This is a genomic window from Citrobacter sp. A316 (assembly GCF_002042945.1).
GTDB lineage: Bacteria > Pseudomonadota > Gammaproteobacteria > Enterobacterales > Enterobacteriaceae > Citrobacter > Citrobacter portucalensis.
Genome location: NZ_MVFZ01000008.1, coordinates 172,456 through 192,441, shown reverse-complemented (window position 1 = coordinate 192,441; position 19,986 = coordinate 172,456). Strand labels below are relative to the sequence as shown.

At 52.6% G+C, this 19,986-nt stretch carries 21 protein-coding genes; 13 read left to right on the top strand and 8 right to left on the bottom strand.

The window, feature by feature from the left end; translation table 11 throughout:
• Window positions 1-96: 96 nt before the first annotated feature.
• Together BZK41_RS12260 and uxaC are read right to left on the bottom strand one after the other, a co-directional pair.
• Window positions 97-1,584 (bottom strand): altronate dehydratase family protein, encoded by a 1,488-nt coding sequence (locus BZK41_RS12260; protein WP_079938303.1) that lies wholly within the window; start codon window positions 1,582-1,584, stop codon window positions 97-99.
• 15 nt (window positions 1,585-1,599) lie between these two features.
• Window positions 1,600-3,012, bottom strand: coding sequence for a glucuronate isomerase (gene uxaC / locus BZK41_RS12255; protein ID WP_043017737.1), 1,413 nt, complete (start codon window positions 3,010-3,012; stop codon window positions 1,600-1,602).
• A 470-nt stretch (window positions 3,013-3,482) separates the two neighbouring features.
• Here uxaC and BZK41_RS12250 point away from each other — a divergent pair, with 470 nt between their 5' ends.
• From BZK41_RS12250 to BZK41_RS12200, 11 genes are all read left to right on the top strand, one after another.
• Window positions 3,483-4,784 carry an MFS transporter gene (locus tag BZK41_RS12250; protein ID WP_003828557.1) on the top strand — a complete coding sequence of 434 codons (1,302 nt, stop codon included), beginning with the start codon at window positions 3,483-3,485 and terminating at the stop codon, window positions 4,782-4,784.
• Window positions 4,785-4,918: 134 nt separating this feature from the next.
• Window positions 4,919-5,695: a transcriptional regulator ExuR gene (gene exuR, locus BZK41_RS12245; RefSeq protein ID WP_003828559.1), complete on the top strand. Its 777-nt coding sequence runs from the start codon at window positions 4,919-4,921 to the stop codon at window positions 5,693-5,695.
• Window positions 5,696-6,043: 348 nt separating this feature from the next.
• On the top strand, window positions 6,044-6,706 hold the full coding sequence (gene yqjA, locus BZK41_RS12240) for a DedA family general envelope maintenance protein YqjA (protein WP_003828561.1): 663 nt from the start codon (window positions 6,044-6,046) through the stop codon (window positions 6,704-6,706).
• An 18-nt stretch (window positions 6,707-6,724) separates the two neighbouring features.
• Window positions 6,725-7,093, top strand: a complete 369-nt coding sequence (gene mzrA, locus BZK41_RS12235) for an EnvZ/OmpR regulon moderator MzrA (protein ID WP_172313174.1) — start codon at window positions 6,725-6,727, stop codon at window positions 7,091-7,093.
• A 147-nt stretch (window positions 7,094-7,240) separates the two neighbouring features.
• Window positions 7,241-7,609, top strand: a complete 369-nt coding sequence (locus BZK41_RS12230; protein ID WP_003024825.1) for a DUF1090 domain-containing protein — start codon at window positions 7,241-7,243, stop codon at window positions 7,607-7,609.
• Between the two features lie 33 nt (window positions 7,610-7,642).
• A complete protein-coding gene (locus BZK41_RS12225) occupies window positions 7,643-7,948 on the top strand; it encodes a YqjD family protein (RefSeq protein ID WP_003024832.1) in 306 nt (101 codons plus the stop codon).
• A 2-nt stretch (window positions 7,949-7,950) separates the two neighbouring features.
• Window positions 7,951-8,346: a phage holin family protein gene (locus BZK41_RS12220; protein WP_003828567.1), complete on the top strand. Its 396-nt coding sequence runs from the start codon at window positions 7,951-7,953 to the stop codon at window positions 8,344-8,346.
• Window positions 8,346-8,645, top strand: a complete 300-nt coding sequence (locus tag BZK41_RS12215; protein WP_003024845.1) for a YqjK-like family protein — start codon at window positions 8,346-8,348, stop codon at window positions 8,643-8,645. The genes BZK41_RS12220 and BZK41_RS12215 overlap by 1 nt, the downstream gene beginning before the upstream one ends.
• A 173-nt stretch (window positions 8,646-8,818) precedes the next feature.
• Complete coding sequence (locus BZK41_RS12210; RefSeq protein WP_003024847.1) at window positions 8,819-9,211, top strand: DoxX family protein; 393 nt, start codon at window positions 8,819-8,821, stop codon at window positions 9,209-9,211.
• Window positions 9,212-9,282: 71 nt separating this feature from the next.
• Window positions 9,283-10,269, top strand: a complete 987-nt coding sequence (gene yqjG, locus BZK41_RS12205) for a glutathionyl-hydroquinone reductase YqjG (protein WP_079938301.1) — start codon at window positions 9,283-9,285, stop codon at window positions 10,267-10,269.
• A gap of 125 nt (window positions 10,270-10,394) precedes the next feature.
• A complete protein-coding gene (locus BZK41_RS12200; RefSeq protein ID WP_016154623.1) occupies window positions 10,395-10,760 on the top strand; it encodes a DUF805 domain-containing protein in 366 nt (121 codons plus the stop codon).
• 64 nt (window positions 10,761-10,824) lie between these two features.
• Here BZK41_RS12200 and yhaJ read toward each other — a convergent pair whose 3' ends face one another.
• A complete protein-coding gene (gene yhaJ / locus BZK41_RS12195) occupies window positions 10,825-11,721 on the bottom strand; it encodes a DNA-binding transcriptional regulator YhaJ (RefSeq protein ID WP_003024855.1) in 897 nt (298 codons plus the stop codon).
• Window positions 11,722-11,825: 104 nt separating this feature from the next.
• Here yhaJ and BZK41_RS12190 point away from each other — a divergent pair, with 104 nt between their 5' ends.
• Window positions 11,826-12,527 (top strand): pirin family protein, encoded by a 702-nt coding sequence (locus tag BZK41_RS12190; protein WP_003024860.1) that lies wholly within the window; start codon window positions 11,826-11,828, stop codon window positions 12,525-12,527.
• 26 nt (window positions 12,528-12,553) lie between these two features.
• Complete coding sequence (locus tag BZK41_RS26935; RefSeq protein WP_003828578.1) at window positions 12,554-12,703, top strand: hypothetical protein; 150 nt, start codon at window positions 12,554-12,556, stop codon at window positions 12,701-12,703.
• Between the two features lie 54 nt (window positions 12,704-12,757).
• Here the strand turns inward: BZK41_RS26935 and BZK41_RS12185 are convergent, their stop codons facing one another.
• From BZK41_RS12185 to pflB, 5 genes are all read right to left on the bottom strand, one after another.
• Entirely contained in the window at window positions 12,758-14,068 is a 1,311-nt protein-coding gene (locus BZK41_RS12185; RefSeq protein WP_079938300.1) for a serine dehydratase subunit alpha family protein, read from the bottom strand.
• 24 nt (window positions 14,069-14,092) lie between these two features.
• Entirely contained in the window at window positions 14,093-15,424 is a 1,332-nt protein-coding gene (locus BZK41_RS12180; protein WP_079938299.1) for an amino acid permease, read from the bottom strand.
• A 381-nt stretch (window positions 15,425-15,805) separates the two neighbouring features.
• Window positions 15,806-17,170, bottom strand: a complete 1,365-nt coding sequence (gene tdcG / locus BZK41_RS12175) for an L-serine ammonia-lyase (RefSeq protein WP_079938298.1) — start codon at window positions 17,168-17,170, stop codon at window positions 15,806-15,808.
• 87 nt (window positions 17,171-17,257) lie between these two features.
• Window positions 17,258-17,653, bottom strand: a complete 396-nt coding sequence (locus BZK41_RS12170) for an enamine/imine deaminase (protein ID WP_003024870.1) — start codon at window positions 17,651-17,653, stop codon at window positions 17,258-17,260.
• A gap of 13 nt (window positions 17,654-17,666) precedes the next feature.
• Window positions 17,667-19,961 carry a formate C-acetyltransferase gene (pflB, locus tag BZK41_RS12165; RefSeq protein ID WP_043017750.1) on the bottom strand — a complete coding sequence of 765 codons (2,295 nt, stop codon included), beginning with the start codon at window positions 19,959-19,961 and terminating at the stop codon, window positions 17,667-17,669.
• Window positions 19,962-19,986: the final 25 nt, after the last annotated feature.

Here is a 19,986-nt window from a genome sequence, read left to right as displayed (position 1 = left end):
TTCGCCGCCATCCGGCAACGGTTTGTGCCTGATGGCGCTGTGCTTATCAGGTCTACGGTTTGTGCAGACCTGTATGCAGGTACCATCAGGTATTTACTACAACGTTACGCCGCTTTTAAATATCGCTAACTCTCTAAAATCATTCCGCTCATTGCAGGTTTGCTTGCCGTTGGCGAACTCAACGATCGTATCGACAAACTCGCTCAGCAGTTGAGGCATCGCTTTACCGTGGATCAGCTGTCCGGCGTCAAAGTCGATCCAATGCTTTTTCTTCGCCGCCAGCTCGCTGTTGGTGGCAATTTTCACCGTCGGTACAAAACCACCGTACGGCGTGCCGCGACCGGTACTGAACAGCACCATATGGCAGCCCGCGCCCGCCAGGGCACTGGTCGCCACCGCATCGTTACCCGGCGCGCTCAGCAGGTTCAGACCGTGTGTTTTCAGGCGTTCACCGTAGCGCAGTACGTCCACCACCTGGCTGGAGCCCGCTTTTTGCGTGCAGCCCAGAGATTTATCTTCCAGCGTGGTGATACCGCCCGCTTTGTTGCCCGGCGATGGGTTCTCGTAGATCGGCTGGTCGTGGGCAATGAAGTACTGCTTGAAGTCATTGACCATGGTGACCAGCTTGCCGAACGTTTCTTCATCGCGGCAGTGGTCCATCAGCAGCTGCTCGGCGCCGAACATTTCCGGTACTTCGGTCAGTACGGTGGTGCCGCCGTTGGCAATCACGTAGTCAGAAAAACGCCCCAGCATCGGGTTGGCGGTAATACCGGACAGGCCGTCAGAGCCGCCACATTCCAGACCAAACTTCAGCTCACCCAGTTTACCCGGCTCACGCTTATCGTTACGCATCACGTTGTACAACTGGTGAAGATGTTCAATCCCCGCTTCCACTTCGTCTTCCTGATGTTGGCAGACCATGAAGTGAACGCGCTCAGGATCGTACTCGCCTAAGGTTTCGCGGAAGGCATCAACCTGGTTGTTTTCACAACCAAGGCCGACCACCAGCACCGCACCCGCATTCGGGTGACGCACCATGTTTTGCAGCATGGTGCGGGTGTTAATGTGGTCGTCGCCGAGCTGTGAACAGCCGTAGGTGTGGCTGAAGAGATGCACGCCGTCGATTCCTTCGGCGTCGTTAGTCTCTTTCAGAAAACGGTTCTGCATCTGGCGCGCCATGGCGTTAACGCAGCCTACCGTCGGCAGGATCCACAGTTCGTTGCGCACGCCGACGTCACCGTTGGCACGACGGTAGATCTGCACATCGCGATCCGCCGGTTGTGCAACTTCCGCCTGAAAATCAGGTTGGTAGCTATACGTGTCCAGGTCGCTAAGATTGGTGCGCGTGTTGTGAGCATGAATATGCTCACCCGCCGCAACGTCCACCAGCGTATGGCCAATTGGCAAACCGTATTTAATGACGTTTTCGCCTTTCGCAATATCGCGTAAAGCGAATTTATGGCCACGAGAGACCGCCTGACGCAGGGTTACCGCCTGCCCATCAACGGTGACTTCGGTTCCTTCAGCCAAATCAGCAAGCGCTACCGCGACGTTATCCAGCGCATGGATCTTAATGTATTGCATACCTTCACCCAGGCCTTAGTTCAGTTCAATGGCGAAGTAATCACGCGCATTGTTAAAGCAAATATTTCTGACCATTTCACCCAGCAACTGGATATCTGCCGGTGCTTCACCTGCAGCAACCCAACGGCCAATCATCTGGCACAGAATGCGGCGGAAGTATTCATGGCGCGTGTATGACAGGAAGCTGCGGCTATCGGTCAGCATGCCGACGAAGCGGCTCAGCAAACCGAGCTGGGCCAGCTGCGTCATCTGACGTTCCATCCCGTCTTTCTGATCGTTGAACCACCAGCCGGAACCGAACTGCATCTTGCCCGGCATACCTTCGCCCTGGAAGTTGCCGATCATGGTGCCCAGCACTTCGTTATCACGCGGGTTCAGGCAATAGAGAATGGTTTTCGGCAGCAGGTTCTGTTCGTTCTGCTTGCTCAGCAGTTTGGACAGTTCTTCGGCCATCGGACGGTCATTAATGGAGTCGAAACCGACATCCGCGCCCAACAGTTTGAACTGGCGCAGGTTGTTATTACGCAGCGCGCCGATGTGGTACTGCTGTACCCATTCGCGACGAGCATATTCCGCACCAAGGAACACCAGCACGGCGGTTTTAAACTGGGCAACTTCATGCTCGCTCAGGGTTTCACCCGCCAGGCGACGCGCCAGAATGCTATCCAGTTCAGATTCGTTAGATTCGGCAAACAGCACCACGTCCAGCGCGTGGTCAGAGACTTTGCAGCCGTGAGCCGCGAAGTGATCCAGACGTTTGGTCAGCGCGGTCTGCAGGTCTGCAAAACGACGAATGTCGGTATCGGACACTTCGCCCAACTTCGCCATATAGTCATTAAAGGTCGCCAGCTCAATGTTAAAGGCTTTATCCGGACGCCAGCTCGGCAGCACTTTCACATCAAAGCTGCCGTCTTTAGCAACGGCCGCATGGTGCTCCAGAGAGTCGATCGGATCATCGGTAGTGCCAACCATTTTCACGTTCATCTGCTGCATGATGCCGCGTGCGGAGAACTTATCCTGCGCCAGCAGCTCGTTGCACTGGTTCCAGATTTCGTCAGCCGTTGCCGGAGACAGCAGCTTACCTGTAATACCAAACGGACGACGTAATTCGAGGTGGGTCCAGTGATACAGCGGGTTACCGATAGTGTGCGGAACCGTAGCTGCCCATGCGTCAAACTTCTCGCGATCGGACGCATCGCCGGTACACAAGCGCTCAGCGACGCCGTTGGTACGCATCGCACGCCATTTGTAGTGATCACCCTTGAGCCAGATGTCATACAGATTATTAAAACGGTAGTTTTCAGCGATTTGTTGCGGTGGTAAATGGCAGTGGTAATCGAAGATCGGCTGGTCTTTGGCGTAATCATGGTACAGACGGCGGGCAAATTCGGTGTCCAGCAGGAAATCTTCAGTCATAAACGGGGTCATTATCGTCTTCCTCTCAGCGAGTGCGTCAGATTGCTTATGTTTTGATGTTGACAAAGTTATCACACCAATTTCCATGCACTGAAGATATTTTCGTGAGTTAGATCAACAAATGGTGACAAAAAAATTACTCTCAAAGAGGTAAACCAGGCGTCAAGCCGCGCCAGCGCTGGCTTTGCTGAATCGAAATAATGACCACACGAAGATTCACACTTTTGTGATGGCACTCACCTTTTAAAGTTGTATGACAAGTTATCTTTTGGCCGTCGCGATACATAAGCCGACGGAATGCAAGTTACCGATGTATAACCATCGGATTGACCGGTACGGAAACCGAATTAGCACAATTATTGACATGGCAAAGTTCGGGGAGTACCGGCTTTTTTTCGGTCCCCCTCGTAAAAGAACATCCTCCGCCCTGAACTGGAAGATGACCGCTCGTTCGCGGACATAACAAAACGATGAGGTTTTACATGCGTAAAATTAAAGGGTTACGTTGGTACATGATTGCACTGGTGACGCTTGGCACCGTGCTGGGTTACCTGACACGTAACACTGTGGCGGCAGCTGCGCCAACTCTGATGGAAGAGTTACACATCTCCACTCAACAGTATTCCTATATCATCGCAGCGTATTCTGCTGCTTACACCGTAATGCAACCCGTTGCCGGCTACGTGCTCGATGTGCTCGGCACAAAAGTGGGTTACGCGATGTTCGCCGTTCTGTGGGCCGTTTTCTGTGGCGCGACCGCACTGGCTGGCAGTTGGGGTGGACTGGCGCTGGCGCGTGGAGCGGTAGGTGCTGCTGAAGCCGCAATGATCCCTGCGGGTCTGAAAGCCAGCTCTGAGTGGTTCCCGGCAAAAGAACGTTCAATTGCCGTAGGGTACTTTAACGTCGGTTCTTCTATCGGTGCGATGATTGCTCCTCCGCTGGTGGTCTGGGCAATCGTCATGCACAGCTGGCAGATGGCATTCATTATTTCCGGTGCGCTGAGCTTCATCTGGGCGATGTGCTGGCTTGTGTTCTACAAACACCCGCGCGACCAGAAAAAACTGTCTGATGAAGAACGTGATTACATTCTGAATGGTCAGGAATCACAGCATAAAAATGCGACCTCGAAAAAAATGTCGCTCGGTCAGATCCTGCGTAACCGCCAGTTCTGGGGCATCGCGCTGCCACGTTTCCTGGCAGAGCCGGCCTGGGGTACCTTCAACGCCTGGATCCCGCTGTTCATGTTTAAAGTCTACGGCTTTAACCTGAAAGAGATTGCGATGTTTGCCTGGATGCCGATGCTGTTTGCTGACCTGGGCTGTATCGTTGGGGGCTACTTACCGCCGCTGTTCCAGCGCTGGTTCGGCGTTAACCTGATCGTTTCACGTAAAATGGTCGTCACCATGGGCGCATTGCTGATGATTGGCCCAGGGATGATTGGCCTGTTCACCAGCCCATATATTGCTATCGCCCTGCTGTGCGTTGGCGGCTTTGCTCACCAGGCGCTGTCCGGCGCGCTGATTACGCTCTCTTCTGACGTATTTGGTCGTAATGAAGTGGCAACGGCAAACGGCCTGACCGGTATGTCCGCCTGGCTTGCAAGTACGCTGTTTGCACTGGTTGTTGGCGCACTGGCTGACACCATCGGCTTTAGCCCGCTGTTCGCCGTACTGGCGGTATTCGACCTGCTCGGTGCGTTAGTCATCTGGACGGTATTGCAGAACAAATCGGCCAGCGAGGTCGATTCAGGATCACAGACTGGCGATCCCGCTCCGCAAAATTAGCCCGATGCAACATAACAAGGGTATATAATGCGAAGCCGCCAGTTATCTGGCGGCTTTTTTATCGCCGCGAGTGGAGCCGTAATCGCAAAAGTGGTATAACAAATATAGTCTGCCGTATCATACCTGGAGCGCATATGGAAATCACCGAACCACGACGTTTGTACCAACAACTGGCTGCTGATCTGAAAGAACGCATTGAGCAGGGCGTCTATCTGGTGGGTGATAAACTCCCCGCCGAGCGCTTTATCGCCGATGAAAAAAATGTCAGCCGTACCGTGGTTCGTGAAGCAATTATCATGCTCGAGGTTGAGGGTTACGTTGAGGTGCGCAAAGGATCGGGGATCCACGTCATTTCCAACCAACCCAGGCACTATGTCGCGCCAGATGAAAACCTGGAGTTCGCCAGCTACGGTCCTTTTGAATTGCTCCAGGCGCGTCAGCTCATTGAGAGTAACATTGCCGAGTTTGCCGCCACCCAGGTGACCAAACAGGACATCATGAAGCTGATGGAGATTCAGGAGAAATCACGTAACGAAAAAAGCTTTCGTGACTCCGAGTGGGATCTCCAGTTCCATGTGCAGGTCGCCCTGGCAACGCAGAACTCTGCTCTGGCCGCGATTGTTGAAAAAATGTGGACTCAGCGTATTCACAACCCCTACTGGAAGAAATTACACGACCACATCGATCTGCGCACGGTTGATAACTGGTGTGATGACCATGACCAGATCCTGCGGGCGCTGATTCGCAAAGATCCTCATGCCGCCAAACTGGCGATGTGGCAGCATCTTGAGAACACGAAGCAGATGCTGTTTAACGAAACCAGCGATGATTTTGAGTTCAACGCGGACCGTTATCTATTTACCGAAAATCCGGTCGTTCACCTCGATACAGCGGCTAACAGCGCAAAATAAACAATCTTATCAATGCAGGCGCGACCACGCGCCTGTTTCTGACACTTGGTAAGCGTTAGGTATAAAGTGTCAGCCTGTGTAAATCCTCTCGCCTCCCTCCATTGCGATAAGCAAAATCACAGTTCAACAACCGTAATTTCTATAACGGACTACGTTGACCTTTGTTACAATTAGATGCTGTTTGAATTTTTGTGTTTAAGAGCTTGCTAACTTCACAACTTTACAGGGAATAGTTCAGGCCGTGAGTTTGTAACAGACCACAAGTCATGTAAAAAATATTAATAAAATCGTGGTGTTACAAAATCCCAAAAACCGGCATGACGACAACCGATTCTCCAGGAATATTGAATGGAACTACTGACTCAATTACTAAATGCTTTATGGGCTCAGGATTTTGAAACGCTGGCCAATCCTTCCATGATTGGCATGCTCTATTTTGTACTCTTTACTATTTTGTTTCTGGAAAACGGACTGCTGCCAGCAGCCTTTTTACCTGGCGACAGTTTGCTGGTACTGGTCGGCGTACTTATTGCCAAAGGCGCGATGGGTTTTCCGCAAACGGTACTGCTGCTCACCACCGCAGCCAGCCTTGGTTGCTGGCTCAGCTATATACAAGGTCGATGGTTGGGTAATACCCGCACCGTGCAAAACTGGTTATCTCATCTTCCTGCACATTATCATCAGCGTGCGCATCATCTGTTCCATAAGCATGGCTTGTCTGCACTGCTGGTCGGCCGCTTTATCGCGTTTGTCAGAACATTACTGCCGACCATCGCAGGATTGTCTGGCCTGAACAATGCGCGCTTTCAGTTCTTCAACTGGATGAGCGGACTGCTTTGGGTCCTTATTCTCACATCGCTGGGTTATCTGCTGGGCAAAACACCGGTGTTTCTCAAATATGAAGATCAGCTGATGTCTTGTCTGATGCTGCTTCCCGTGGTGTTACTGGTGTTTGGTCTGGCAGGTTCACTGGTTGTTCTTTGGAAAAAGAAATACGGGAACCGAGGGTAAATTATGCTGAAATCATGCATAACGCTCCGACGACTTGCCTGGTCCACCACTTTTATGTTGTTCATCGGCGCGTTGCTCCTGACCTGGTCGGTCATTCGCCAGCAGGAATCAACGCTTGCCATTCGTGCCGTAAACCAGGGAGTCAGCATGCCTGATGGCTTCTCTATCTGGCATCACCTGGATGCCAACGGCATTCGTTTTAAAAGCATCACTCCGCAAAATGACGCACTGCTGATTACCTTTGATTCCAGCGCGCAGAGCGCAGCGGCTAAGGTCGTACTGGATCGAACGCTACCGCACGGTTTCGTTATCGCTCAGCAGGATGATGATAATCAGGCGGTTCAGTGGTTATCCCGCTTACGTGATACGCCACATCGCTTTGGTTAATTTCCAGGAATCTGAATTAGATCACTTACTTTGGTGATTTCACCGTTTAGCGCCTATGATTAATAAACTGGGCTTATGACCCAACGTTTTATTATTCTGGAGCATCGACCCTACACCACGAGGTCGAATCACAATGGAAGGTCAAGAATGAAATACCGCATCGCTTTGGCAATTAGCCTTTTCGCTCTCAGTGCCGGCAGCTACGCCAACACCCTCTGTCAGGAAAAAGAACAAGACATTCAGCGGGAGATTAGCTATGCCGAAAAACACAACAATCAGAGCCGTATCAATGGGCTGAACAAAGCGCTGAGCGAAGTCAGGGCAAACTGTACTGACAGCAAACTGCGCGCCAACCATCAGAAAAAAATCGCCGAGCAGAAAAATGAGATTGCCGAGCGTCAACGTGACTTAGCCGAGGCAAAGCAAAAAGGCGATGCGGATAAGGTAGCAAAGCGCGAGCATAAGCTTGCTGAAGCTCAGAAAGAGCTGAAAGAACTCGAGACCCGCGATTACTAAGTACGGTAACTAGCCACTCAACTGGAGAAAACTATGTCGAAAGATAATGCTACGGAAAACCTGCGCGCTGAGCTGAAATCTCTTGCGGATACGCTTGAAGAAGTACTTAGCTCCTCTGGCGATAAGTCGAAGGAAGAGATGAGTAAAATTCGCAGCAAAGCCGAACATGCGCTGCGCGAGAGCCGCCATCGCCTGAGTGAAACCAGCGATGTGATTGCCAAACAGACCCGTGAGGCCGCGGCTAAAGCCGATAACTACGTGCGCGAAAACCCATGGACAGGCGTCGGCATTGGCGCTGCAGTCGGTGTGGTGCTTGGTGTACTGTTGTCGCGCCGTTAATAATGGCTGATTCTCAACACGCACAAGGTCCAGGCAAAGGCGTACTGGGTATTGGACAGCGGATCCTGACGATTCTCGTTGAGATCGTAGAGACGCGGCTACGGCTGGCCGTCGTTGAGCTGGAAGAGGAAAAAGCCAACCTCATCCAGATCCTGCTTATGCTTGGGCTAACTATGCTGTTCGCGGCGTTTGGCCTGATGAGCCTGATGGTGCTTATCATCTGGGCCATTGACCCTCAATACCGCCTGAACGCCATGATTGCCACCACCGTTGTGCTGTTGCTGTTAGCGCTGATTGGCGGGATATGGACGCTGCGTAAAGCGCGTAAAACAACGCTGCTACGCCATACACGCCAGGAACTCGCTAATGACAGGCAAGCCCTGGAGGATGATGCATAATGAGCAGCAAAGTCGAACGTCAACAACGTAAGGCGCAACTGCTTGGACAGATCCAGCAGCAACGGCTGGATCTGTCTGCTACTCGCCGCGACTGGCTGGAAGCCACCGAGGTCTACGATCGTGGCTGGAAGACGCTACTGAATCTGCGTGGCTGGGTGTTAGTCGGGAGCAGTATTATGGCGGTTCGCACCATCCGTAACCCGAATCTGCTGGTACGCTGGGCTAAGCGCGGCTTTAGCGTCTGGAGTATCTGGCGTCTGGTGAAATCGACCATCAGACAGCAGCAACTGCGCGGCTAATCCCTTCCTCTCCCCCAACCTCAAAATTTTTGAAAAATACTGACAGTTTTCCTTGCTAACAATTCTCATTAAGCACGTTTATGATTCTCTCCATCGACAGCAACGACGCGCTCTGCAGCGTCGATGCACAAAAAAACACAATAAGCCGCCTGAGTGGTTTCCTGGAGAGTATGATGAAGAAATTAGAAGATGTTGGTGTACTGGTAGCGCGCATTCTGATGCCAATCCTGTTTATTACCGCAGGTTGGGGAAAAATCACCGGATATGCGGGTACCCAACAGTACATGGAAGCCATGGGCGTCCCAGGATTTATGCTGCCGCTGGTGATTCTGCTTGAGTTTGGTGGCGGTCTGGCAATTCTGTTCGGTTTCCTGACCCGTACAACTGCGCTGTTCACCGCAGGCTTCACATTGCTGACAGCGTTCCTCTTCCACAGCAACTTTGCGGAAGGTGTGAACTCCCTGATGTTCATGAAAAACCTGACCATCGCAGGCGGTTTCCTGTTGCTGGCTATCACCGGTCCAGGCGCATTTAGTATTGACCGCGTACTGAATAAAAAGTGGTAATCAAACTATACTGAACACATCAAAAAGCGAGGAGATATCTCCTCGCTTTTGCTATCTGAGGAGGCGATAAAATGGGACAACTGATTGACGGCGTCTGGCATGACACCTGGTACGATACCAAATCAACCGGTGGAAAATTTCAACGTTCTGCATCGGCTTTCCGTAACTGGCTCACCGCGGATGGCGCGCCTGGCCCAACCGGTGAAGGTGGCTTTGTTGCCGAAAAAGACCGCTATCATCTCTACGTTTCTCTGGCCTGTCCGTGGGCGCATCGCACGCTGATTTTGCGCAAACTCAAAGGGCTGGAACCGTTTATTTCCGTGTCCGTTGTGCATCCGTTGATGCTGGAAAACGGCTGGACCTTTGACGACAACTTCCCGGCGGCAACCGGCGATACCCTGTATCAGCACGAATTTCTTTATCAGCTCTATTTACACGCCGATCCACACTACAGCGGTCGGGTGACCGTTCCGGTACTGTGGGACAAAAAGAACCACACTATTGTCAGCAACGAATCTGCAGAAATCATCCGCATGTTTAACACCGCGTTTGATGCGCTGGGCGCGAAAGCCGGCGATTACTATCCACCAGCCCTGCAAAGCAAAATCGACGAGCTGAACGGCTGGATTTATGACAACGTTAATAACGGCGTGTATAAAGCCGGATTTGCCACCAGTCAGGAAGCCTACGACGACGCCGTGGATAAAGTCTTTCAATCTCTGGCACGACTGGAGCAGATCCTTGGGCAACATCGCTACCTGACCGGCGATCAACTAACGGAAGCCGACATTCGCCTGTGGACCACGCTGGTGCGCTTTGATCCCGTGTATGTGACGCACTTCAAGTGCGATAAACACCGGATTAGTGACTATCTGAATCTGTACGGTTTCCTGCGCGATATCTACCAGATGCCGGGCATTGCGGAAACTGTCAATTTCGATCACATCCGCAATCACTACTTCCGTAGCCACAAAACCATTAACCCGACTGGCATTATTTCTGTTGGGCCGTGGCAGGACCTCAACGAACCCCACGGGCGTGACGAGCGTTTCTCCTGATTTACACAGGCCCCCATCTGGGGGCTAAATAATTAATACCGCAAATATTTACCATCATTTCATTCACGGCTATTCTTAATTTGATTGCTTTAAAAACAAGTAATTGAATGCAGAACGAGGCAAAAATGGATTGGTATTTAAACGTATTAAAGAATTACTTTGGTTTTGGTGGCCGCGCACGTCGTAAAGAATACTGGATGTTTGTGCTAGTCAACATCATCTTCACGTTCGTGCTGGGTATTCTGGACAGAATGCTTGGCTGGGAACGCGCCGGGGGAGAAGGCATATTAACGACGATTTATGGGGTTCTGGTCTTTATCCCGTGGTGGGCGGTACAGTTCCGGCGTTTACATGACACCGATCGTTCAGCCTGGTGGTTACTGGTGTTGCTGATCCCGATCGTAGGCTGGTTGGTGATCATCATTTTCAACTGTCAAAACGGGACTCAGGGGAGCAACCGCTTCGGCGCTGACCCTAAACAACTGTCCTGACATCATACACCCTTTTGTAGGCCGGATTAGGTGCAATTGCACCGCATCCGGCGTAACAGTCAGGCTATTTACCCGCAAACAGCTTGGGGATTTCCCGCAGACACCAGGATTTCGCCTCACCCATGCTGTCACGACGCCAGGCCATAATAATATCTATCTCGCTTGTCGATTCCGGACTAACGACCCGCAGCCGACCAGCGGCAATATCCTCTTCCACCAGCGGGTACGGCATCGTCGCCACGCCCAATCCAGCCAACAGTGCCTGACGTTTATCTTCTATCGTACTCACCGTCAGACGCGGCTGCTTATCCAGCAGTTGAACCGTCAGCACCGGACGTTCACGGGCGGTATCCGCCACCGCGATCCCACGGTATTTCACGCGGGTGACTTCCGATAACGGTTCCGGCTCCTGATGGATAGGATGATCCGGAGCCGCTACATAGACATTCATCAGCGAGTACAGCTTGCGCGAGTTGATTTCTGAGGATGAGCGAAAATGCATATCCGGCGCAATCACGATATCCGCCCGCCCCTGCTCCAGACGCTCCCACGCCCCGGCCAGAACTTCGGTAATAACGGAAAGCTGGGTATTGGCCTTCCCGGCAAGCCTGTCGATCAGCGGGAAAAACGCCGCCGTCGGCACCAGTGCTTCGGTAACAATGGTCAGATGCGTTTCCCAACCGCGAGCCAGCGCTTCAGCGTCGGTGGTCAGTTTATCCGCAGCTTCCAGCAGTACACGCCCACGCTCCAGCAACATACGCCCAACGTTAGTGAATTTTGTGCGATGACCTGAACGGTCAAACAGCACCACGTCCAGCTCCTCCTCCAACTTCTGCATGGTATAGCTAAGTGCGGAAGGAACGCGTCCCAGTTCATCTGCCGCTGCAGCAAAACTACCGCGCCTGTCTATTGCGTCCATAACGCGTAACGCTTCAAGCGTTAAAGCCCTTTCTTTGGCCATTTCGTTCTCATTCAGGAAATTTGAACATACCGGGCAGAATATCTGGCTAACAATGCAGCGTCTAGCCATTTAACATAAAAGGAAGTAAAGAGAGGTCAAGAACTATGATTACTACCCGTACAGCCAAACAATGCGGGCAAGCAGACTACGGCTGGCTGCAGGCCCGTTATACCTTCTCCTTTGGACACTATTTTGATCCTAAACTGCTGGGTTATGCCTCGCTGCGTGTTCTGAACCAGGAAGTTCTGGCACCGGGGGCCTCTTTCCAGCCACGGACCTATCCGAAGGTGGATATCGTTAATCTGATCCTCGAAGGGGAAGCAGAATACCGCGACAGCGAAGGCAACCATATCAAGGCCAAAGCAGGTGAAGTTTTACTGCTCGCGACACAACCCGGGATTAGCTATAGCGAACACAATATCAGCAAAGACAAACCGTTAACCCGGATGCAGCTCTGGCTGGACGCCTGCCCGCAGCGTGAAAATGCCTGCGTACAGAAGGCCACGCTGGGTACCGGTAAGCATCAACTGCTGGCCTCGCCGGACGGTGAACAAGGCAGCCTGCATCTGCGCCAACAGGTATGGGTGCACCACGTTGAGCTGCAGCAAGGTGAATCGCTGAGTTTTCAGTTACATGGGCCACGTGCTTATTTACAGTCGATTCACGGCAGGTTCCATGCGGTGACGTCTGGCGCCGAAAAAGAAGCGCTCACCTGTGGCGATGGGGCATTTATTCGTGACGAAACTAACATAACGTTAGTCGCCGATACCCCGCTGCGCGCTTTGCTGATAGATTTGCCCGTATAGTCAGGGAAAACAATGGAGTACGACTATTGAGCAAGAAATCATCAAAAAAACGCCAGCCGCAGGTTGAACCGAAAAAACAGGAAACAGTTACCTTCGGCTATGAAGAAATGCTGACAGAGCTGGAAGCGATTGTGGCCGATGCCGAGCTACGGCTGGAAGACGAAGAAGCCGCCTGAACAGGCGGCTTAGACTTATGCCGGGTGGTAGCAATGCCTTACCCGGCCTACAGATTAATGTGCCTTACTGGCCATGATCTCAATAATCTGCTTGTCGGTTTCCTGCATCGAACGACACGCCAGCGCACACAGGTTAGCGATAGATTGTTCCACGTTATGTGCCACAATCCCTTCGTTACCGGTTACAGCAGTATCATCCAGCGCCATTAGCACCGCTTTCCACGCCGCAGATGCGCTGGTTGAGACTTTCATCGCGCAGCTGTTTGAAGCGCCATCGCATATCATTCCGCTCACGTCGCCAATCATGCTGCTGATCGCCATCGCGATGGTGTTGTAGCGACCATCTACGATCCATGCCATCCCCGCTGCTGCCCCCATCGCCGCCGTGGTTGCTGCACACAGTGCAGACAAACGTGGAAGCTGATGATGGATGTAGATAGCGCTCAGGTGAGACAACATTAGCGCACGTGCCAGTTTCTCCTCATCCGCGCCAAAGTGCTCGGCCACCACCATCACCGGAACAGTCGCGGTAATGCCCTGATTACCGGAGCCGGAGTTGCTCATGGCCGGCAGCGTCGCCCCGCCCATTCGCGCATCCGACGCCGCACTGGTACGGATCAGAATAGCCGTTGAGAGATCGTTCGCCAGCAGGCCACGTGCGCACTGCTTCTCAAGCGTGGTTCCGATGTGCAAGCCCCAGTTACCGCGCAGCCCTTCCTGAGACAGCGCACCGTTCAGCTTTGCCGCGTCGAGAATAAAGCGAATTGACTCAAACGGTACCGCATTCACGAACGCCAGAATCTCTTCCAGCGAGGTGTGAGACAATACCGCCAACGGTGACTCCTGTTCCTCTGCCTGAGCATTCTGTTCTGTGGTGAACACTACGCCCTTATTGGTCTCGATGTGTACGATGTTGGTATGGCCGCCAACAATAGTCACGCACGCCCATCCTTCAGCGCTGTAAACCTTCGCACGGGAAAAGAGGATGTCCTCGCAAGGCTCCTGCAGCATCACCGCAACCTTGCCAGCGCTCAGCATCGCTTTCGCATCGGCGATCGCTTGTGGCGACGCATCTTTCAGTACCTCTAAACCGGCACGGGCATTTCCCCCCAGCGCCCCCAGCGCCGCCGCGACAGGTAACCCGACCATTCCGGTACCCGGCACGGTAACGCCCATGCCGTTTTTCATCAGGTTCGGTGAGACCCACGCATCAATGCGTTCAACCGCGCCGTCCAGCTCAGAGGAGGCGACAGCCGCCGCCAGAGCCAGAGAGATAGGTTCCGTACAGCCCAACGCAGGCTTAACTTCTTCCTGCACTGCGCGGATAAAACTATCCCATAATGGATTCAATGTAGTCTCAAACATAACAACAACCTTTGCTCAAATATCTCAGGAAAATGCCAGGAACGGAGAAACGCACAGCAGCAGGCCCGTGAAAATAATCAGATACAGGGAAGCGCCTTTGTATTTGTGCAGTGCAGGAACTTTGTAGACCAGCCAGGCTGGGATCAGACAACCCACCATGCCGAAGATAGGGCTACAAATAGAGGTGAAGCTCAGTACCGGCGCGTTGAGCACAATTGCGCTCCAGGCCAGCAGGATGGCAAAAATCATAATGCCGCGCTGAACAAAGGTTTCGTTGATTTTCTCAGCCGGCATGTAGCGGCGCAGCACGTTCATCACGATCCCTTGAGTCGCTTCGCGGAAACCTAAGTAGACGCCGAAGAAAGCGGTCATAACGGCGAAAATGTTCAGAATAACGCTGACGATTTTCACCCAGCCAGCACCCGCACCATTGATAAACTGCGCAGCAATCGCCAGAGCGGAGATGTTCTGCTCATAAGCTTTAACCGCTTCGTCGTGGCCCATCGCCAGCGTGAAGGAAACGGCGTAGAAAAAGACGGTAACAAACAAAATACCGAACGCGATGTTCATGGCACGCAGGGCTTTATGGCGTGCCACTTCAATGGATTTGTTGCGTGAACGGTATGAGATAACCATCGGGCTTAAGGTCTGAATAAACAGGATCGAGGTCAGCGTAAACGGCAACGTGATGATCGCATTTTTGATCAGTAACGCCATTGGCGGCAGTGAACCTGCGTTATGCAGATGCCACATCCCCACCATCGACACGCCAAGCGCTGCCACAACCAGCAGCTTGGTCAGTACCATGCCGGTGGAGATTTTAAACAGCATTTGTTCCCCGCGCGACGAGATGGCCACCAGGATGCAAATCAGCACCAGGCCATAGAACGGGCTGTCGGACAGTAAACCTTCAGTCACACCAAACGTGTGCAGATAAGAGGCGCTGTCATTGGTGATGGCGGTGGAATAAACGAACATCCAGATAACCAGCATCACAAAATACAACGCACCTAACAGGATGCCCCAGTTCTTACCCAGATAGCCGCTGATCACGCTCGGGTAGTCTTTACACTCTGGAGACTCAGCCAGCGTGTTGATAAACAGGCGCTGGAACAGATACATGGCTGGGTAGCCGATGATAGACGAGAGCAAGAACACCCACAGCCCCATCAATCCTACCTGGACAGGAAGAAAAACAATCCCCGCGCCAATTGCCATACCGATACTCATAATGACCCAGCCGGTATCCGTGCTGTCGAATTTAATAGCTTCGCGCCATTCGCTTTCGGTCATTCCCGCCCGACGTGCCGGAGCAGATGCGTCGAGTATTACGCTACTATTCGTTGCCGTTTCCATAATTTTCCGCTCAATGTGTAGGTAGAGGTTTTTATATTTTTTTCGTACTGCTTCAATGCGATACGCAGTACTTAGGTGCAGGCGAGCTATTGGAGTAATGAAGAAATCATACGCGCAGGGTCAGAGAAAAACTTCACAAACAAACCCCTGTAATTTCTAAAAGTTAAGAAATATTTTCTCTTTTAAACTCACATAAAGAATGTAATTTCTAATTTTGAAGCCGATCACAACAAAAAAGGTGCACTAAAGTGCACCTTTTTTATTCTGCTATGTTGATTAATTCATTCATTGCCGGATGGCGGCGCTTGCGCCTTATCCGGCCTACAACGCGCGCAAACCGTAGGCCTGAAAGCTGGGCGCCATCAGGCTCGGCTTTTAACTTCAGGTACAAACCACTTTAATCGCCAGGCCACCGCGTGACGTTTCACGGTATTTGTCGTTCATATCTTTGCCTGTTTCATACATGGTCTCGATCACTTTATCGAGCGAAACGCGTGGCTCAGATGTGCGACGTAGCGCCATACGTGCGGCGTTGACGGCTTTTACCGCGTTGATCGCATTGCGTTCAATACACGGTATTTGCACCTGTCCGGCGACCGGATCGCAGGTCAGCCCCAGGTTATGCTCCATGGCGATTTCCGCCGCAATGCAAACCTGTGACGGGCTACCGCCAAGCAACTCGGTCAGCCCGGCTGCCGCCATTGAACAGGCTACGCCAATTTCACCCTGGCAGCCGACTTCGGCACCAGAAATAGAGGCGTTCATCTTATACAGCGCACCTATCGCCCCCGCGGCCAGCAAATAACGAGCAATGGAGTTCGCATTCACCGGACGGCGGAACTTGTCGTAATAGGCCAGGACCGCAGGGATAATCCCGCATGCTCCGTTGGTCGGTGCCGTCACAACCCGGCATCCGGCGGCGTTTTCTTCGCTCACGGCCAGCGCGAACATGTTGATCCAGTCAATAACGTTCATCGGGTCGCTGGACAGATTATCGCTGGAAACCAGTAACCGACGTAATGCCACGGCGCGACGCGGAACGTTAAGCGGGCCAGGCAGAACGCCTTCAGTGTTCATGCCGCGCTCAATCCCGGCGTGCATGACATCCCAGATGGCGGCAAAGCCAGCATCGATTTCTTCTTTGCTGCGCATCGCCAGTTCGTTCTGCATCATCAGACCGGAAACGGACAGCCCGTTACGCTCACACAGTTTCAGCAGTTCGCTGGCGGAATGAAAATTGTAGGGCACGTGTGCTTCAACATCATGCGCCTGACCAAATTGCTCCTCTTCAACGATAAAACCACCGCCGACGGAGTAATAGGTTTTGCTTAATAGTGTCTCGGTGCCGTTCCACGCGGTAATACGCATGCCATTTTCATGGCGCGGCAGCGTTTCGGTATGAAAGAGAATATTTTCGTCTGGGGAAAAATCGACAACATGCGTGCCCTCTGCAACCGGTAAACGTCCGGTACGGGCCACTTCCTGAGTAAAACCAGCGATAGAATCTATATTAACGTTTTGCGGACTGTTACCGGCCAGTCCCATCATGATGGCGACATCTGTCGCATGACCTTTTCCGGTCAGGGAAAGCGATCCATAAAGATCGACCACAATATGCGTAGCTTTGGGGAGTTCCCCGCTGCTGACCAACAGATCGATAAAGCTTTTACCTGCGTTCATTGGCCCCACGGTATGGGAGCTGGAAGGTCCAATGCCAATCTTAAAAATATCGAATGCGCTAATCATATCCACACCCTCGGATTGCCGTTCAGTGAAGACCAGGTTTCACACTCATTAAGGATCGGGGCGATCCTGAGATCGCCCCGCAAGGGATTACAGCGTATCGCCACGTACGGCGATGGCTTCAATCTCCAGCTTCACATCCTTTGGTAAGCGGGCGACCTGCACGCAACTGCGTGTGGGGTAGATTGCCTTGTGCTCATCAAAGAACTGCTGGTACACCTGGTTAATGGTGGCGAAGTCGTTCAGGTCGGAAACGAAAACGGTCGTCTTCACGATATCGCTCACTTTCAAACCTGCGGACTCGACGATCGCTTTCACGTTTTCCAGGCTTTGACGCGCCTGATCGGATACGTTTTCAGCCACTTCACCGGTCTGCGGACACACCGGGATTTGACCTGACGTCAATACCATGCTGCCCAGATCCACACCCTGTACGTAAGGCCCAATCGCCCCTGGCGCACATTCGGTTGCAATAACTTTTCTCATAATCCCTCCGGCGTCAGAGCGCCTGGGTGAAAGTACGTGAAATAACATCCTGCTGCTGTTCGCGGGTCAGCGCGTTAAAGCGCACCGCATAGCCAGACACGCGGATCGTCAGGTTCGGATAGTTTTCCGGGTGCTCAATAGCATCCATCAACATTTCACGGTTCATAACGTTAACGTTCAGGTGCTGACCGCCTTCCACATGCGCTTCATGGTGGAAGTAACCGTCCAGTAGGCCGACCAGGTTGGTTTTACGCACTCCATCCTCTTTGCCCAGCGCTGCCGGCACAATGGAGAAGGTGTACGAGATACCGTCTTTGGCATAGGTGAACGGCAGTTTGGCGACCGAGGTTAACGACGCTACCGCACCTTTGCGATCGCGGCCGTGCATCGGGTTCGCCCCTGGCGCAAACGGCGTACCTGCGCGACGTCCGTCCGGCGTGTTACCGGTTTTCTGTCCGTACACCACGTTGGAGGTGATGGTCAGAATAGACTGCGTCGGCACCGCGTTACGGTAGGTTGGCAACACCTTAATTTTCTTCATAAAGCGTTCGACCAGGTCGCAGGCAATGCTGTCTACGCGCTCATCGTTGTTGCCGTATTGCGGATAGTCGCCTTCGATTTCGAAATCAACCGCCAGACCATTTTCATCGCGAATCGGTTTCACGCGAGCGTATTTGATAGCCGACAGAGAATCCGCCGCCACGGACAGACCCGCCATACCACAGGCCATCGTGCGATAGACATCACGATCGTGCAGCGCCATCAGCGAAGCTTCGTAGCTGTACTTGTCGTGCATGTAGTGGATGATGTTCAGCGCACTGATGTACTGCACGGCCAGCCAGTCCATAAAGTGGTCCAGGCTCTCCATCACCGTGTCGTAGTCCAACACGTCATCCATCAGCGGCGCAGTTTTCGGCCCGACCTGGATTTTCAGTTTCTCATCCACACCGCCGTTGATTGCGTACAGCAACGTTTTGGCGAGGTTGGCACGCGCCCCGAAGAACTGCATTTGCTTGCCGATAACCATCGGGCTGACGCAGCAGGCAATGGCATAGTCATCGCTGTCAAAGTCGGCACGCATCAGATCGTCGTTTTCATACTGCAAAGACGAGGTGATGATAGACACCTGAGCGGCGTATTTTTTGAAGGCAATTGGTAGCTGCTCAGACCACAGCACCGTCAGGTTCGGCTCAGGCGCCGGGCCCATGGTGTGCAGCGTATGCAGGTAACGGAACGAGTTTTTCGTCACCAGCGTGCGGCCATCCAGCCCCATACCGCCGATAACTTCGGTCGCCCAGATTGGGTCGCCTGAGAACAGGGTGTCGAATTCCGGCGTACGCAGGAAGCGCACCATACGGATCTTCATAATGAAGTGGTCGATCAGCTCCTGCGCCTGCTGCTCGTTTAAAATTCCCGCTTTGAAATCGCGCTCAATGTAAATGTCGAGGAACGATGCGGTACGGCCCAGCGACATAGCGCCGCCGTTCTGCGATTTCACCGCAGCCAGGTAAGCAAAGTACACCCACTGCACCGCTTCCTGCGCATTACGCGCCGGACGGGAGATATCACAGCCATATTTCGCCGCCATTTCCTGCATTTGCAGCAGGGCACGACGGTGCTCAGACAGCTCTTCGCGCAGACGAATCGTGGCTTCAAGATTCTGGCCCCACTCCAGGTTCGACTGGAGATCGGCAAACTGCAGTTCACGCTCGCGCACCAGATAGCGGATACCGTACAGCGCAACGCGGCGGTAGTCACCGATGATACGACCACGACCGTAACCATCCGGCAGGCCGGTCAGCACGCCGGATTTACGGCAGCGCAGCATATCCGGAGAGTAGGCGTCGAATACGCCCTGGTTATGGGTTTTACGCAGTTCAGTAAACTGGTATTCAAAATCAGCATCCATCTCACGACCATAAGCATCAAAAGAGCTTTTGATCATGTTGATGCCGCCAAACGGATGCAGAGCACGCTTGAGCGGCTTATCCGTTTGCAGACCGACGATTTTTTCCAGTTCTTGTTCAATATAACCCGCATCATGCGCGGTTATCGTGGTAGCAATATTGGTATCGAAATCAACCGGCGCGTGCGTCGAGTTTTCAATACGGATGCCCGCCATGACTTTTTCCCACAGTGCAGTGGTCGCAGGCGTTGCTTCGGCGAGGAAAGATTCATCCCCTTCATAAGGCGTATAGTTGTGCTGAATAAAATCACGGACATTAATTTCTTCTTTCCAGTCCGTACCTTTAAAGCCATTCCAGGCTTCGGCATACAGCATATCGCTGGTATCGATATTTACCTTCATGAAAAATAATCTCTCTGCTGAAAAT